This window comes from Nostoc sp. (genome assembly GCF_036917195.1).
Classification (GTDB): Bacteria; Cyanobacteriota; Cyanobacteriia; order Cyanobacteriales; family Nostocaceae; genus Nostoc.
In genome coordinates this window covers 1-15,767 of record NZ_JBALDG010000046.1, presented here as the reverse complement: position 1 = coordinate 15,767, position 15,767 = coordinate 1, and the positions used below count along the sequence as shown (strand labels likewise).

12 protein-coding genes and 1 pseudogene are annotated in these 15,767 nt (G+C 41.3%); 6 read left to right on the top strand and 7 right to left on the bottom strand.

Going from position 1 to position 15,767, the window contains the following annotated elements; translation table 11 throughout:
* Positions 1–1,438: 1,438 nt before the first annotated feature.
* Positions 1,439–1,762 (top strand): thioredoxin family protein, encoded by a 324-nt coding sequence (locus tag V7K40_RS15095; RefSeq protein WP_273769266.1) that lies wholly within the window; start codon positions 1,439–1,441, stop codon positions 1,760–1,762.
* Here the strand turns inward: V7K40_RS15095 and V7K40_RS15090 are convergent.
* Both V7K40_RS15090 and V7K40_RS15085 read right to left on the bottom strand, forming a co-directional pair.
* On the bottom strand, positions 1,749–1,982 hold the full coding sequence (locus V7K40_RS15090) for a hypothetical protein (RefSeq protein ID WP_334722637.1): 234 nt from the start codon (positions 1,980–1,982) through the stop codon (positions 1,749–1,751). The two genes, V7K40_RS15095 and V7K40_RS15090, sit on opposite strands and share 14 nt — an antisense overlap.
* A gap of 73 nt (positions 1,983–2,055) precedes the next feature.
* Entirely contained in the window at positions 2,056–3,906 is a 1,851-nt protein-coding gene (locus V7K40_RS15085) for a S8 family peptidase (protein ID WP_334960883.1), read from the bottom strand.
* Between the two features lie 121 nt (positions 3,907–4,027).
* On the opposite strand from V7K40_RS15085, the gene V7K40_RS15080 reads away from it, so the two are divergent.
* Complete coding sequence (locus V7K40_RS15080; protein WP_334960882.1) at positions 4,028–4,462, top strand: hypothetical protein; 435 nt, start codon at positions 4,028–4,030, stop codon at positions 4,460–4,462.
* Positions 4,463–4,755: 293 nt separating this feature from the next.
* Positions 4,756–4,884, top strand: coding sequence for a hypothetical protein (locus V7K40_RS15075; protein ID WP_334960880.1), 129 nt, complete (start codon positions 4,756–4,758; stop codon positions 4,882–4,884).
* A gap of 167 nt (positions 4,885–5,051) precedes the next feature.
* Here the strand turns inward: V7K40_RS15075 and V7K40_RS15070 are convergent, their stop codons facing one another.
* Positions 5,052–7,454, bottom strand: coding sequence for a choice-of-anchor D domain-containing protein (locus tag V7K40_RS15070; RefSeq protein ID WP_334960879.1), 2,403 nt, complete (start codon positions 7,452–7,454; stop codon positions 5,052–5,054).
* Positions 7,455–8,260: 806 nt separating this feature from the next.
* On the opposite strand from V7K40_RS15070, the gene thiD reads away from it, so the two are divergent.
* From thiD to V7K40_RS15055, 3 genes are all read left to right on the top strand, one after another.
* Positions 8,261–9,082 carry a bifunctional hydroxymethylpyrimidine kinase/phosphomethylpyrimidine kinase gene (gene thiD, locus V7K40_RS15065; protein WP_334960921.1) on the top strand — a complete coding sequence of 274 codons (822 nt, stop codon included), beginning with the start codon at positions 8,261–8,263 and terminating at the stop codon, positions 9,080–9,082.
* Between the two features lie 190 nt (positions 9,083–9,272).
* A complete protein-coding gene (locus tag V7K40_RS15060) occupies positions 9,273–9,878 on the top strand; it encodes a hypothetical protein (protein WP_334960877.1) in 606 nt (201 codons plus the stop codon).
* A 356-nt stretch (positions 9,879–10,234) separates the two neighbouring features.
* The gene (locus tag V7K40_RS15055) at positions 10,235–10,573 is read left to right on the top strand and encodes a P-II family nitrogen regulator (RefSeq protein WP_012410794.1); all 339 of its coding nucleotides are present in this window, start codon (positions 10,235–10,237) and stop codon (positions 10,571–10,573) included.
* Between the two features lie 272 nt (positions 10,574–10,845).
* On the opposite strand, the gene V7K40_RS15050 is transcribed toward V7K40_RS15055, so the two are convergent.
* From V7K40_RS15050 to V7K40_RS15035, 4 genes and pseudogenes are all read right to left on the bottom strand, one after another.
* On the bottom strand, positions 10,846–12,573 hold the full coding sequence (locus V7K40_RS15050) for a caspase family protein (RefSeq protein WP_334960875.1): 1,728 nt from the start codon (positions 12,571–12,573) through the stop codon (positions 10,846–10,848).
* A gap of 254 nt (positions 12,574–12,827) precedes the next feature.
* Entirely contained in the window at positions 12,828–13,412 is a 585-nt protein-coding gene (gene rdgB, locus V7K40_RS15045) for an RdgB/HAM1 family non-canonical purine NTP pyrophosphatase (RefSeq protein WP_334960873.1), read from the bottom strand.
* A 79-nt stretch (positions 13,413–13,491) separates the two neighbouring features.
* Complete coding sequence (locus tag V7K40_RS15040) at positions 13,492–14,928, bottom strand: phosphoglucomutase/phosphomannomutase family protein (protein ID WP_334960871.1); 1,437 nt, start codon at positions 14,926–14,928, stop codon at positions 13,492–13,494.
* 348 nt (positions 14,929–15,276) lie between these two features.
* Positions 15,277–15,672, bottom strand: a pseudogene (locus V7K40_RS15035) (EH signature domain-containing protein); the annotation flags it as partial.
* Between the last annotated feature and the right edge of the window lie 95 nt (positions 15,673–15,767).

Here is a 15,767-nt window from a genome sequence, read left to right as displayed (position 1 = left end):
AGATATTCTCTCCCAGAAAATAGTGCTTAACCCTAGAATACTTGATTACTAGATGAATGTAGCTTGATTTTTAACTCTCCTTATTCAGTTAATATTCACTAGAGTTTTTTTACACACAACAACAATCAACTTTCTAGTAAATTTATCCGGAGGATGGTGGTTAAACCTAGAACACTTAATTGGTAGATGCACCCTGATAACTAGCTCCCCTGGTTGGCTAACACCCACTGGGGGTTTTTTTATGAAGAAAGTAAGCAGCAATCATCTCTGACGCATCAATTTTTTAAGGCAGCGCACTGGTTATTTAATTGGTAGCTGCGACCTGATAACTAGCTCACCTGGTTGGCTAACACCCGTTGGGGGTTTTTTCTGGTGGCTAAACAGCAACAACTTTAACCTCTGCTAATTTATCCGCTAGCTACCCATTTACTTTAGAAAAGATTATTGGTAGATGCACTCTGATAACTAACTCCCCTGGTTGGCTAACACCCACTGGGGGTTTTTTCTAGTTGCCGAGCTACGCCCGTCGTAGCACATCGCCATCAACCCTGATTTTTACCATTTTCTCAGGAAGATACTGCTGCCCCTAGAAAAGATTACTGGTAGATGCATCCTGATCACTCACTCCCTAGTAGAATATACACTATCTGGGGGTTTTTATTAAAAAAAATAACTAACATTTGTACAAATTTATCCGGAGTATGGTCTTCAACCTGAGTACATTTAATTGGTAGATGCACCCTTATAACTAACTCCCCTGGTTAGCTAACGCTCACTGGGGGGTTTTTATTTAAAAAAATAACTGACCTTTGTACAAATTTATCCGGAGTATGGTGTTCAACTTGAGAACATTTAATTGGTAGATGCACCCTGATAACTAACTCCCCTGGTTGGCTAACACCCACTGGGGGTTTTTTTGGCGTAGCGGCTTGTCCTTAGACATCGCCCTAGCATTTTCTACCGATGTAACTGAAATGCACCACTACTCTTGTTGCTACTACTGGTAGACCTTGAGTATCATCCTGTTGCCAGGATAGAGCATAAGCTGCTTACTCAATCCCTGAATCGCTTTCTTTTTATTGTGAGCTAGAGATGCCACATCAAAATGATTGCTATGATATTTAATCACATTCTTAATTTTTTTTCTATATTTTTGCGTTTAACTGTTTGTCTGCCAGCAATCACTGCTTTCAACTTCAGAATCAGAGCTTCATCGCCGACTACATTTGTATATTTCTCGTTCCCAGGTTCAGCCTGGGAATGCGGTACTGGAGGCTCTGCCTCCCAAAAAATTGCCTTCTCTATTAAAAGCAAGGAAGGAAGAAAAGATATTAAATGAGGATTTCAGCCTTAAGTTGACACTAATGACCAGCTATATGGTAATATTTCATAGCATTATGCTAAAATAGCCTCCCTAAAACCTAAGAGTCGCCAACCCATGAGTTTAGCTGTAATTAAGTTCTCTTCAGAAGAGTGCGGCATTTGCCACAAAATGTCTTTTTATGACAAAAAGGTGGCTGAAGAACTGGGTTTAGAATTTATCGATGTGAAAATGCAGGATACGACTGCTTACCGCAAGTATCGCAAGATTTTATTAACTCAGTATCCTGATAAATCAGAAATGGGATGGCCTACTTACATCATCTGCAATTCTCCAGAAGGAGAATTTCTGATTGTGGGTGAGGTAAAAGGAGGTCATCCCAAAGGGGAGTTTAGAAGCCGTCTTCAAGAGGTTCTGAATTCCACAGCTAATCAGAACTAATTACCTCAAAAGATTTTACCTCCAAGACAGATCCAATCATCGCAGTTGTCATAATATCTTCACGCACCTGTCCTTTAACTTTTGCTTTTTGTCCAGCTTTGAGTAAGTCTTTGTCTGCCCCTTTAAGGATTTCGTAAGTAACGCCCTCTTCTGTGACTAAAGCCCATGCGCCTGTGCCAATATCACGGCGTTGAATTGTACCTGTAAGTGTAATGCTCATAAACAGTGCTGAGTGGGGGAATAGGAAATTAAGAGTTAGGAGTAAAGACGCGATTAATCGCGTCTGTCCCCTTCTATGCTATTTTTTCTTCGTTTTTCAATGCTAAACGAGCAAGTCCATAACAGATTACGGCATTGGTGATGAGGAAAAGACGTGCTAAGTGACCACTTCCCAAACCCCAAACAGCTGGATCGAAAAACGCACTTACCGTTAAGCAGGCTGCGACACCTAAGGTTGAACCAATGGCAAACCATTTCCAACTAGGATGTCCCAACAGCAATGCCATTAAGACAATGGGAATCAGTACGCTGGCAAACAGGGGATTGAACGCATTAGTTCCCTGGAAGGTATTGCCTAGTTCCGGAATTGAACTGCCCAAAACCCGGAAAGGCCACTGGGGAAGGTCAAAAATATAGATTCCCTTGAGGAAGAATAACCCAGAACTGCCAGCAATTAAGCCACTAGATAAAGACCAACTCCAAGTGAAGGGGAAGTAAACCCGTAAAAACCAAGCCAGTAGATAGGAACCAACTACCATTAAAATCTTGGGTAAGAGTGCGATCGCACCACCATCAATCCAAAAGCCGGGGTTAAGATAGCCGTTATCGCGTAACCACCGGAAGAAATCTGGGAAACTGATTTGCCCCGCAAAGGCTAGTTTGACTGCTGCTTCTGCATTGAGTTGTCCAGCGCCATAATAGTTCAAACCATCATCCTGGATAACTCGCGCCGACTGCTTGAGGACTTTTAAAACTTCATCTGGTTCTTTGATGCCAGCAGCTTTGATTAATGCCGCAACACCTGCAACGTGTGGGGAAGCCATGCTTGTACCCTGGAAGCCAAGAAATACTCCTTCGCCGTTTTCATCAATAGTTTCTTGGAGAATTTTACCAGCTTCACTGCCACCAGGAGCAGAGATATCTACCCCAGCACCAAAGTTAGAATAGGGTGCTTTTTCCCCATCTGGGCCAATTCCGGAAACGCCGATGACATAGGGATAGCGGGCTGGATAGCTTGCCCCATTGGTATTTTCATTCCCCGCCGCGGCAATGATAACTACACCTTTTCTATGGGCATACTTGATCGCTTCTTTCATCAACTTGCTTTCACCGCTACCACCCAAGCTCATATTAATTACATCTGCGCCTTTATCAGCAGCAAATTTAATTGCTTCGGCAATATCGGCAACAGTACCGCCACCATATGAACTCAGCACCTTTAAGGGCATCAGACTGGCTTCATAGGCAATTCCAGCTACGCCATATTTGTTATTTGTAGCTTGGGCAATAGTTCCAGCAACATGAGTGCCGTGGCCGTTATCGTCTTTGGCTTCTTCTCGGTCGTTAACAAAATCATAGCCTTTGACGAATTTTGTCTCATATAAGTCCCGCACCTTAGTAATCCCGGTGTCAATTACTGCAACTGTGATGCCACTGCCTTTAGTTTGACTCCATGCGCCTTCAATACCAATTTGGTGCAAGTTCCACTGCTTGCTGTAATATTGGTCATTGGGGCCAGTTAATGAGGGGCTTGTCTCATCATCATCTTGGGGTCTCAAAAATTCTCCTAACCAAGCTGCTTTACCTGGTTGTGGAATCTTTCTATAAATGTAATTTGGCTCAATAAATTCTGTAGCTTGGGCAAATTGAGATTTTTTCAGTTCTTGGAGTCGCTGGCGATCGCCTTTGACAATATACACATTATCTTTTTTGGAAAACTTGTTGTCTAATTGGGGTGTAACGTTGTATTGTTTGGCGATCGCTTGCAGATTCTGTTCCACCACAAGTGATGGAATATCTTCCCGAAAATCAAGCAAAATCGTCTCAAACTCTCCTTTAGTTGCCATTCCCTGGAAATTCAGGAAACCAAATATGGCAGATCCCAGCCCAATGACAAACAAGCACAATAATATAAGTTTTCTCATATTAACTCATCACCGCTTTTTGCCAGTTTGCTCACTACCATAGCTTATCTCCATCCTTTATGGGTGGATTTTGCACTTTTAGTTACAAGTTTCACTTCATTACTCAGGACTTTTTTAACCGATGGAACGTGGTCTTTTGTGGTTGCCTCTATTAGTAATATTTTTCTGGTTGACATGGGAAGGCTCGAAAGAGTATCAAAAAGTTGAAGCCTATCGCACTTGGGCAGAGCAATTTGAACGGGCTAAGTACGATATTTATGCTGTATTAGGTCAAAAAGGCAACAATCTAACTTGGGGAAAACCCACGCCTAAAGGGCTTATTAAACTAGAAACATTCTCTTTGCTTGATGTCAAAAAAATCCACCTTTTAGTAGATGACAAATCAGTTGATGTGGAAGATATACCCAATAAAGGTCGTTCTATAGAGTTAGAATTTCTATTTTCCGAATCTACTAACTCAGTGCGCGTTCCATTTACAGAAATCCCTTTGGCGGCGGAATGGGGTAAGTTTTTACAGGGGGTATTAGAAGACTTGCGATCACAACAAAATCAGTAGTTATTTGGGAACTGCAAAAAATAAATTATCGCAACTTCTTCGCCTTTTCCACCTTGTCCCTTTGCAATGGGATGTTTTTATATTTGTTTGTGTCGCTAGTTGCAGTAGTGTAGACAATATCAAAGCTTAAGGAATATATCAACAACCAAAACAGCCCAGAATGAATATCAGTCATGGCTCAATATTTATTCTGAACTGTAGACGGGTAAAAGTTGCTCTCGTTTGCCGTCCCCACACCTACTAAACGGAGTGTAGGGCTTCTACTGTTCTTGTGGTAAAAGACTTGAAGGGAAATGAGCGTTTGTAGTGGAGCGATTATTGATGAAAAACTTGTATTGTTATGGAGTGCCATGTGTGCGCTCATGGGTGGTGGCAGTTTGAGTGGCTGTCACTATCGTCATATCTGCGATATCGAGGGGTAAATCTGTCTCTTTAAGTAAATAAAAGTTGCGGTCACCTTGACAAGGATTAAAGTGAAGAGAAGCCCGATTCTATCAATTTAAGTGCTCAATATCAAATCTTTTCTCTCTAGTTATTTCCCTACACACTTATACCTGCTGTGACGAAGCTTGGTCATTGGAAAACACAATTAAATAGTTATAAAAGTCGTAGAAGCCTGAGCTAAGAGCGTTGTTGCACTAACCCCATCCAACTTCGCCAACACTTGATTGTCAGAACTATCCACAATGAAAGTTTGACTTCCTTGTTTTTGTATCAACAATTGACCAAACTGGAGACCACCTGACAACGCAATCTTGTCCTTACCCAGTTCAAAGTCAGTAATGGAGTCCGTGCCCTCACCAGAAGCTAATACAAAGGTGTCATTATCATACCCCCCAGTCAGCACATCATTGCCTTTACCACCGTAAAGCCAGTCGTTGCCTGCACGCCCGTAGAGTTGGTCATCGCCAAGACCGCCAAAAAGGGTATCGTTACCGTTATCGCCATAAAGCAAGTCATTGCCAGCATTGCCGTAAAGTCGGTCATTACCATTTTCTCCCCAAATCTGATCGTCTGGGTCACCTCCGGAAAGTTGGTCATTTCCTGAAGTACCCTTTATGGCAGCAGCAGGTCCAACTGTACCCTTAATAGCAAAGTCAAAGGGGCTTTCGTCACTATCGTTGTTGTCTAAACTGAGGCTACCACCATAGCTACCGACTTTAACGGTATTGAGTGCCACCGATATGGTGGTGGAAGCATTAACAGCCACGCTATCTGCAAGAGTTCCCACCAAACTAAATCCGTCAGGAAGTTTGAGATTACTCAAGTTGAGTGCGGCTGTACCGATGTTCTTAATAGTAAAGGTTTTGGTCAAGGTGTTACCAGCAGTGGTGTAGCCAAAGTTAATGGCGCTGGTGTTACCATCTGGAATGTTAAATATGCCATTGAGAACTTGAATTTCTGGAGCAGGAGCGGGTTTAATTGTGCCACTAATAGCAAAGTCAAAGGGGCTTTCGTTACTATCGTTGTTGTTTAAACTGAAGTTGCCACTATAGGTGCCAGGTGTAGTGCTATTGAGTGCCACCGATATGGTGGTGGAAGCATTAACAGCCACGCTATCTGGAAGAGTTCCCACCAAACTAAATCCGTTGGGAAGATTGAGATTACTCAGGTTGAGTGTGGCTACACCAGTGTTCTTAATAGTAAAGGTTTTGGTCAGGGTGTTACCAACAGTGGTGTCGCCAAAGTCAATGGCGTTGGTGCTCTCATCTGCAATATCAACTGTGCCATTGAGAACTTGAATTTCTGGAGTAGCGATGGTACTGCGGGCGGCTTCATATGCACCAATATCAGTCCCTACAATGCCATTACCATCGCCATCCAGGGGAATAGTTTTAATGATGCTATTAAAGGCATTGGAACCAGTATCAATCGCAGGACTTCCAAGTTTGAGCCGAAAGTCACCATTTGCTGGATCAACAAACAACGGGTCTTTGTTTAAAATATTTCCTGATCCTGGGGCAGTAAATGCTCCGTTGTAAGCAAGGTTATTGTTAAATGAAACATTAGTAGAAGAATTGATGGAAGCGGTAGACTCTCCTGTGCTTGCATACATAATATTGTTATAGACCCGAACATTTTTAGCACCGTTAAGAAAAATTTCTCCGCCTCGGATTATTCGTGAGTTGTGGTAAGTTGTATTATTTACAATATCTACAGGGTTTTCTCCTTTGAAAATCTGAATAGCTGCCCCACCATTGTTGTAAATTAAGTTGTTGCTGATTAAGGCTTTTCCCTGGTATGCAACATTTCCAATATAAGAAGTGTCAAGCATTATTCCATGACCCTCAGTTATTTTTCCTGCTTGATACCAAGGGACTAATTGTTTATTATCAAAAGAAGTATTTCCTTGGACAATTACTTTGTAATCTTTTACATTATTATCTGAGTTCCAAAGATGCCCTAATGTGATTCCTTGAGTTCCGTAGGGTGAATACCAAGAGGTTCCAGAAACGATATTGTTTTTTATTGTAATATAATCAGCTTCTCCTGCACCAATCCCGCCTCCTGGAAACTTAGAAATCTTGTTATTAATAAGTGTGATATGGTGTGAGCGTTGAGTTGAACTACTCTTGTTAATACTAATACCACTACCAGCTGTTGCTGGGTTATTCAAATTCTCTTTTTCTTGGAGCGCATATTCTTTTGTAATTTCATCTCGTGCTCCTACCAATGTTAAGCCATCAATTACTACGTATGAAGAGCCTGTAATTGATATAGCATTCCAATTGTTGCTGTGTGCTTCTATAACAGGTGTGTGTCCAGGATATGCAATAAATGTGATCGGTGCATCAGCCCTACCCTGCTTATTTCCAATACTCAGGATATTTGCATAAGATGAGGTGTAAGTACCATTCATGACGTAGACGGTATCACCTGCCTGCACTAAGTCTGCGGCTTTTTGGAGGGTGCGAAATGCGGCTCCTTCCTTGAAGCCATTATTTTTTTTATCATCGCCTGTTCCAGAAACGTAGTATGTTTTGCCAGCCATAGGTTTACTCCGAATATATGTAAGGGCAATTGGTAGTACACTCTCAGCAACAAACTCACTTGCTAAGTAGTTATTTGAATGGGTTATCTGTCTGGACTATTCAGGACAGTCACAGTTGTCCGATCGCGACTTGAAATCGCATCGGTTGTAAAAAAGCTGTTGTAAAACTGAAAATTTTTTCTCCTGTCAACCGGTGATGGTTAAACTAGGGATGTCGATACCATCAATCGTCAGTGTTTTATTGAGGGTGATCGGACAATTTGCACGCAGACAAGGCAGCGCAAAGCCAAAGATATTTCCTGTCATCTCTGCGTTTTTTGAGTGGTCAAAGTTGAATTGGTTGAAACCTTAGTAGGTTTACCCTTTAACTTAAGGGAACTAATGTAACAACTTAGTTGAACTTGTTGTACACGGTGTAATTGAGCCTTGTGAACTCATGTATTAAACTTAACCTTTGTATAAGCCAACTAAATCAGTGAATATTCTGAATCTAGTTATTTTTTTTACAAAAAAGACTAAAAAATTATGGAGATGTCCTGGTGGAGTCCTGTTAATTTCCAGAGTGATATGGGAGTGGAGAGCGCTTTATGGGAGGATTTGATGAAGTTTCTCTAAAAATTTTTAAATAAGCGATGCCTTCTTTACCAAACGCCCCGCTACCGCTAACAGCACTTTCAAGTCAGGTTGTCGTAAATTTTTGTGGTTGCGATCAGGAAGCAGGCTGGAAGGAAGAGGGTTTTAGCCTAGTTCATCAATCTTTGAGATATTTTGGTTTTATTGCGCCAACTTACTTAATCTTCATAACTATGAACACTGAAATAAGCTCCAGAATACCCGTTGCTTTAACCATTGCTGGCTCAGATAGCGGTGGCGGCGCAGGAATTCAAGCTGATTTACGCACCTTTGCTTTTCACTGTGTCCACGGTACTAGCGCTATAACCTGCGTCACGGCACAAAACACTCTAGGAGTGAGCAGGGTTGATGCCATGCCAACAGAGGCTGTTGTGGCGCAAATTCAGGCAGTAGTTGAGGATATTGGCGTACAAGCTGCCAAAACGGGAATGTTGCTCAATCAGGAAATTATCTTTGCTGTTGCCCAGCAGGTGGAAGCTTTACAAATCGATAATCTAGTAGTTGATCCAGTAATGGTGTCACGTACGGGGGCACAATTGATTGATGATGATGCTGTGAAGACTCTTTGCCATGCCCTGATTCCCAAGGCGGTTATAATCACACCGAATCGCTACGAAGCCCAGATTTTAAGCGGTATACAAATTAATTCCTTGGAGGATATGCAAGCCGCAGCTGAAATTATTCACAAGACTTTACGAACGAAGGCTGTTTTAGTCAAGGGCGGAGGTATGCAGGGAGATATGCGTGGTGTTGATATCTGGTTTGATGGGGACAAGTTGGAAGTTTTGACTTGCCAGCAAGTAGAGACAAAAAATACCCACGGCACTGGTTGTACACTATCGGCTGCGATCGCTGCTAATCTGGCTAAGGGAAAAGACTTGTGGCAAGCGGTGCAACAGGCAAAGGAGTATGTGACTACTGCACTCACTTACGCCCTAGATATTGGCGAAGGGCAAGGCCCTGTAGGACACTTCTTCCCATTGTTGCAAAATTAACCTCGTGGTTAGTTATCAAGCTGTTGACTGACTATTGACTATTGACTACTGACCATATCCAAAATGTAAATAAGAAATTTTTGCCCTTTCGGCATTTTTCTATTATTCTTGGGCATAGTTTCAGGGCTGACTATCTTTGTTAGCATCTCTGTACGATCTAATTACCTTGATTTTTAATACCAAGCCCCCGATGCGAACAACCATAGGTTCTGTTCACAGAAATTCGCCAACACCGACTACTCAAGCCTACCCTGCCTCTGTACCATTATCTGTATACCGGGAATTGTCAACAGAGTTGCAAGCAACACAGGCGAGGCTAGATGCACTCACCACCAAAAATCAGCAATTAGTACAAGAAAATCAACTACTACGCCAAGAAATTGCCAAAGTTGTTGAGTCTTTTTCTCACCTGCAAAAGTTTGTGGATTCCCATGCTACGCCTAGTTATCATCAAGTCCCCCAAGCTCCTGGCTACGTGAAAAGTGGTGCCAAACAGCCAGTAACCCAAGCGCGTCCACCTCAGCAAGTTTCTCGCCCATCTCCACCTGTCCCCAAAGCCCCACCCGAAAAAAGTCGCCGCCAAAACTTTTCTACACCTGTAATAGAAAGAAATTTCCCGATCCCAGAACCAATTTTTATAGAAGAGCAACAAGTAAGTTATTATTCCACTACTGAGCCAGATGCCAAGGGACTCAATGGCTGGTGGTTAATTATCACCATCTTGTTAATCATGCTTACTGCCTTTAGTGCTGGATATTTCGTTGTGCGTCCCTTGTTTGAACATCAGAAACGTTAGTTGACACTCCCACAGTTAGCAGCAGCATGGTTTCGGGCTACCGAGCAATTTCTCTGCAATCACTCTCTAAATATCTGAGTATATCTGCTAAATGACGGAATTTATTTATTTTTAGGTTATAAAAGCTATAAAAAATGCTAACTTGACAGCAACTTCTTTATGTTAAAACCTCAAAGATTATCCAATTAATAAATCCCTGCCGCTTCTCATGTCCCAAACCCTAGGCAAAGCATCTACACTTTAAAAAAGTGGTAATTATTACATATGTTTTAGGAAAAGCACTGCTAGTTACAGCTTCAGACAGCGGATCTGGTTAGATATATAAACGAAGCTAGTAAAAGTCAGGAGTCAAGAAGATGAAAAAAGTAGAAGCTATTATCCGCCCATTTAAGCTAGATGAGGTGAAAATTGCCTTAGTTAACGCTGGTATCGTTGGCATGACTGTTTCTGAAGTCCGGGGGTTCGGACGGCAGAAAGGCCAAACTGAACGGTATCGCGGTTCTGAGTACACGGTTGAGTTTCTCCAAAAACTCAAAGTGGAAATCGTAGTTGACGACAATCAGGTTGATATGGTGGTGGACAAAATTATTGCCGCTGCCCGCACTGGTGAAATCGGCGATGGTAAAATTTTCATCTCGCCTGTTGAACAGGTGATTCGGATTCGTACCGGAGAAAAGAACACAGAAGCAGTTTAAGTACTAAATACTGAGTACCAGTATGGTGGGCCTTGCTGAATAGTAGGATGAAATATATCGAAAATGTTAACTTTGAGATAGTCTTTCATTTCTTAAATCAGCAACGCCTTTTATTGAGTTTAAAATGGACACAAACAAAGTAAGAAACAGCAACGAAAGTTTTTTACTTAGTTGCGCTTTTTGTCTTATGGTTTATATTTTCACATACTAATGCTATGCAATCTGGTTACAGGGTCGGGCTTCAATGAGATTCCTTGGCATACATTATTCGTTCAACTACTACTTATAGGTGGATTTTCAGTGTTAGCAATAGGACTGGAAAGTGGCTGTAATAAATTTTGTATCGTCATTTGCTGGAATAAATAATCAATAACCTCTTCCAGGACTTTACTGGATCTGATAGATATTTTCCAAGTATTGGTAAAAAGTTCATTGTCACTAACTACCAAATAGCTATCTCTTCTGTTACTCATTATCTCAAATGGAAATTCAACTAAGGAAAATTTAGGCTCAGTGCATTCTCCACTTCCATATTCATCGTGGTAAAATCGATTCAGCAAACAATCACCTTTTACTTTACCTTTAAATAAATCTGCATACACAGGGTGAAGTGAATCTAAAAAGATATCAATTTTACTGGGTAATATCCAAAAAACACCTTTTGTAAAAGCCTCTACTTCTTCGGTAAATTCGTTATATTCCCAAGATTCTATTTTTAATAAACCAATATTCAAAATCTCTTTAAGAATATAAATATCTAGACCATCATTTCGCTGAAGTAAAACAAGTTGATAAAATTCATTGGCTTCACTAGGTTGCTTGAATTTATAAGCTACATATGCAGGAGATATACCTTTACTTTTGATAAAATATTGGTCAAATCCAAGCTTATCCAAAATGCTAATAGCCAAAGATATTAAAAATCCTGCTTCCCGTTTAGCAATAATTTTTTGTTGGATTTTGACTGCATCTTTTTCTCGAAGTCCCAAGTCTTGTTCAATTAACTTAAAATCATTAATAATCGATTTATCTAAAGGATAAAAATGCTGAATTGCTTCTGATAGCATTTCTTGATATTCTTTTAATTTGGCGTTGTATTCTCGGTAAGGCTTAATAACTTCATTTTCAATTATTCTTGCTTCCAAAAAACTTATTTTTAAATCATTCTTCTTTAAATCTAGTAGCTTACTTGTAAATTTAGGAAATTCGCCGTTTATAACATAACGTTCAACTACTTTACGATACTCCAACTTTGGGTCATTAATACGTACTTTAGCTAGTAAAATTTTGTACCCATCTTTGACTGGATAAAATTCAGGTTTCATTTTTCCAGGAGCAGTTTCTTGAACTTTCTGGCTAGCATATGTATGTAGTTCATCAATGGAAATATTACCATCACTATCTAAATCTGCTACGCCTGTTTTCAGACCCTCAATTAAAAAATGTGTATAAAGAGAAAGTTCAAATCCTGGATGTTCAAAAGAATACTGAGTTGAAGTTGAAGAGGTAAGAATAGCTCGTCCTTCTCCACCTAATTGTTGCTTAATAGGTACGGAACCGTCATCTTTAACTTTCATTCCTTGGCTGAAAGCACCACTAAAGCAACAATCAACAATCACCACCTGTCGTCTAGAACGACTATCACTCATCGTGTTCTGTACATAACTTGCTGCTATCGCAGTTGGGTGAACCAATTTTTCTTGCTCTTTGCGAGTATTACAGCTTGCTAAATAAAGATTACCGCTATCATCTTTAATTCCATGTCCAGAGAAATACAGCAATACAAGGTCATCTTTTTCACAATTTGCAAACAAAGAAAAGATTGCTTCCTCTATCGCCTGTCGCTCAGGATTTATTAGAAGTTTTACTTCATCAAAACCACCAATTTCTGGATCTCCCAATACTTGCTGCATTGCCTCCACATCCTTAGTGGCAGCAGCTAAAGGAGCTAAACCAGACTCATACTCACTTACTCCAATTAACAATGCTAGCTTCACCATATTTAAATTTTTATACTATTAAAATTGTCACTAAACTTGCTTGATTTTTTAGAAAATTGGTCAAAATTTCCAGCATTTTTAAAATTATTGTATTTCCCCATAATCAAGCAAGGTAAAACCATATTAACAGGAGGTTAAGCCTATGTGTTTGCTTCCCATCTCTCTAGTGCATCCAATTTTTCAATTCCCACATAATTATTTTGAAGTCAATTTAAAATGAGTAAAGCCAAATGGTGACTTATATTCTCCCTGACTCAGGACTCAGGAATAAGCACTGTGTCTAGTTGGGGAAGTAAAGTAGCAAAAGCCTTGCCTCGATGGCTAATTGACCCCTTCAATTCCCGTGTCATCTCAGCAAAGGTCAATTGCAACTCTTGCACATAAAAAATTGGATCGTAACCGAAACCATCATTACCACGAGGTGCATGGAGAATTTCGCCGCGACAAATACCTTCAGATTGTAATACGATCGCACCATCAGGACGAGCGATCGCTACTGCACAAATAAATTGAGCCTGCCGATTGACTTCGTTACCTAATTCCCTCAATACCCTAGCAATCCGTTCTGAGTCGGTTTTGGCATAACGTGCAGAATACACTCCTGGTGCACCATTTAGGGCATCTACTTGCAAGCCCGAATCATCAGCAATTGCCCAGTTTCCTGTGGCTTTAGCAATTTGTGACGCTTTCAGACAAGCGTTGGCGGCAAAGGTTTCGCCCGTCTCTTCAATTTCCAATTCTTCAGGTTTGAGGGTTAATTCCCAACCAGAATTTTCCAGGTAAGCTTGCATTTCCCGCAACTTACCGGGATTTCCTGTAGCTACTACGAGTAATGTCATGAATTACGAATTATTAGTTAGGAATGATGAGTTAGGAGCTAAGAATTAATAACTCCTAACTCTCAACTCCTCACTAATTTTACTCTGCCCACTGTTTCGCCCAAGCAAGAGTTTGATGCACTTGCTCAATTGTCGGGGCTTCGCAGTACAAGCGTAAAACTGGCTCAGTACCGCTAAACCGAATCATTAACCAGCTTTTATCAGCAAGGCGGTATTTGTAGCCGTCAATTGTTTGGCAATCAATCACTGCTAACCCTGCAATTTCCGTTAAGGGTTGGGTTTGTAGTTGTTGCAAAAGGCGCGATCGCACTTCCATACTTGCTAAGGGTAAATCAATGCGATCGTATGCTGAACTAAACCCTGTTTGTTTCTGCAAGTGGCGATAATATTCACCTAAATCCAAACCAGATTCTACGATCGCTTCTAGAACGTACAATGCTGACAGCAGTGCATCGCGTTCGGGAATATGGCTGCCATAGCCGATTCCTCCCGACTCTTCGCCGCCCAGCAACACTTTTGCTGCTAACATTCTGTCAGCAATGTATTTATAACCAACTGCTGTCTCAAATACTGACAGGTTATGTTGTGCTGCTACAAGAGGCATCAAGTCAGAACCACTAACAGTTTTGACTATTTCACCACTAAAGCCGCGCCTTAACGTTAAGTGGTCGATTAATATCGGGATCAATACTTGGGAACTTAAGAAGTTAGCTTCTCCATCCACTGCTGCAATCCGATCGCAGTCTCCATCAAATACTAACCCCACTGTTAAACCTGATTTATCGGTTTCTCGGTGAGTCTTGATGACTTCAAATAACTTTGAAAGGTATTTTGGCAAGGGTTCCGGCGCACCGCCACCAAATAGGGGGTCGCGTTCGCTGTTGATTTCTTTGACCTGATTGCCTAGTAGTTTCGCCAATCCGCCAGCCGCAGCGCCATGCATGACATCGGCAAATAACGTTAATTTACCAGATGCGATCGCTTCTCGAAGTTTGGCGATATCAACTTTACCTTCTAGTGCTTCTGTATAACTAGGCCAGGGATCGAATTTCTCTTGCTTACCTGGGGTAGCTGCTAGTGGGACTCCCACCGACAACTGCGCTTCTATCTCTTTTGTGACTTCTGGCGGTACCGACCCACCAAAAAAACCCTTGACTTTTAATCCTAAATATGACCCAGGATTATGGCTGGCTGTAATTACCAACGCTCCTAAAGCATTGAGTTGTTTTGCTGCCCAACTATAAGCTGGGGTTGGGGCAAAGGTTTCGCTCAGTAGGACATCAAAGCCGACAGCAGTGACAGTATCGGCAACAGCACGAGCAAAATCTTCGGCCATGAATCGGCGATCGTAACCGACAATTATTGTCCGGCTACCCACCGTAGAAAAGTATGTATCATATAATACTTTTGCGGCAACTGGCGCGACCAGGGCTAGGCGTTCAAAGGTGAACTCGTCACCAATAACGCCCCGCCAGCCGTCTGTACCAAACTTAATTGAGTTAGCTACAACTGGCATCTAGGTATCCTAACTGTCTACTTGAGGATTTTAGCATTTATACAGTGTATAAAGTAAAAAAAGAATATAGTATTAACATGTACTAGTGATAAGCTATGGCACATACGCAGCACATCTTTTCGTGTTGGTTATTGACTGTTGACGGTTAACATTTAATCTCAACAGTCAACAGCATAAGTAACTGTGCTATTTCAAAGCGAAATGATAAATCTTAAGTAGTGGTGTGGCAAGACTAAAATGGTGTAGCGAGAAAGGTGAGAGTATGAAGTTGTACATCGCGTTCAAATACTATTTCTAACATCACACGTAGGCTCTAGCTTCCCCTTCTAGACGTTCAATTTCTCTTTTCTACCGCTCAAGCCTGTTTTCTCGCTGTTGCAATTGATCTGCTGTAGGGTTTCTGGAACACTGGGTATCTGGATTAGTCAAAATTCCATTATTTGCAAGCCAGATGCGGGAAAATATCTGCCAAAGAAATTCATGATCGTGCTTATCGCCACCCAGACAGCGAATCCGCTTGACTGAAAGAATGGATTCACCAAAGAGGATTTGCTCATTTCTGGAATTTTTCGGAAACAGGCGCGTCTCACTACCTCTTCCACGAAAGAATTCGACTACAAACCACTCACCAAAATCGAATATACAGACTTCTGTCGGATCGCTACCATCATCTTCTAGTAAATCAACATCACCTTGGATTTGATACCCTATGGCAATTTGTGATGTCTTAGGTAACAAGATACGAAGCCTTTCAACTGGACTTTAGACTAAAAGAGAGCGATCATGCTTGTAGTTGTTGTGCAAAAAATAAAGGGATGCCTGTAATAACAAGCACCCTA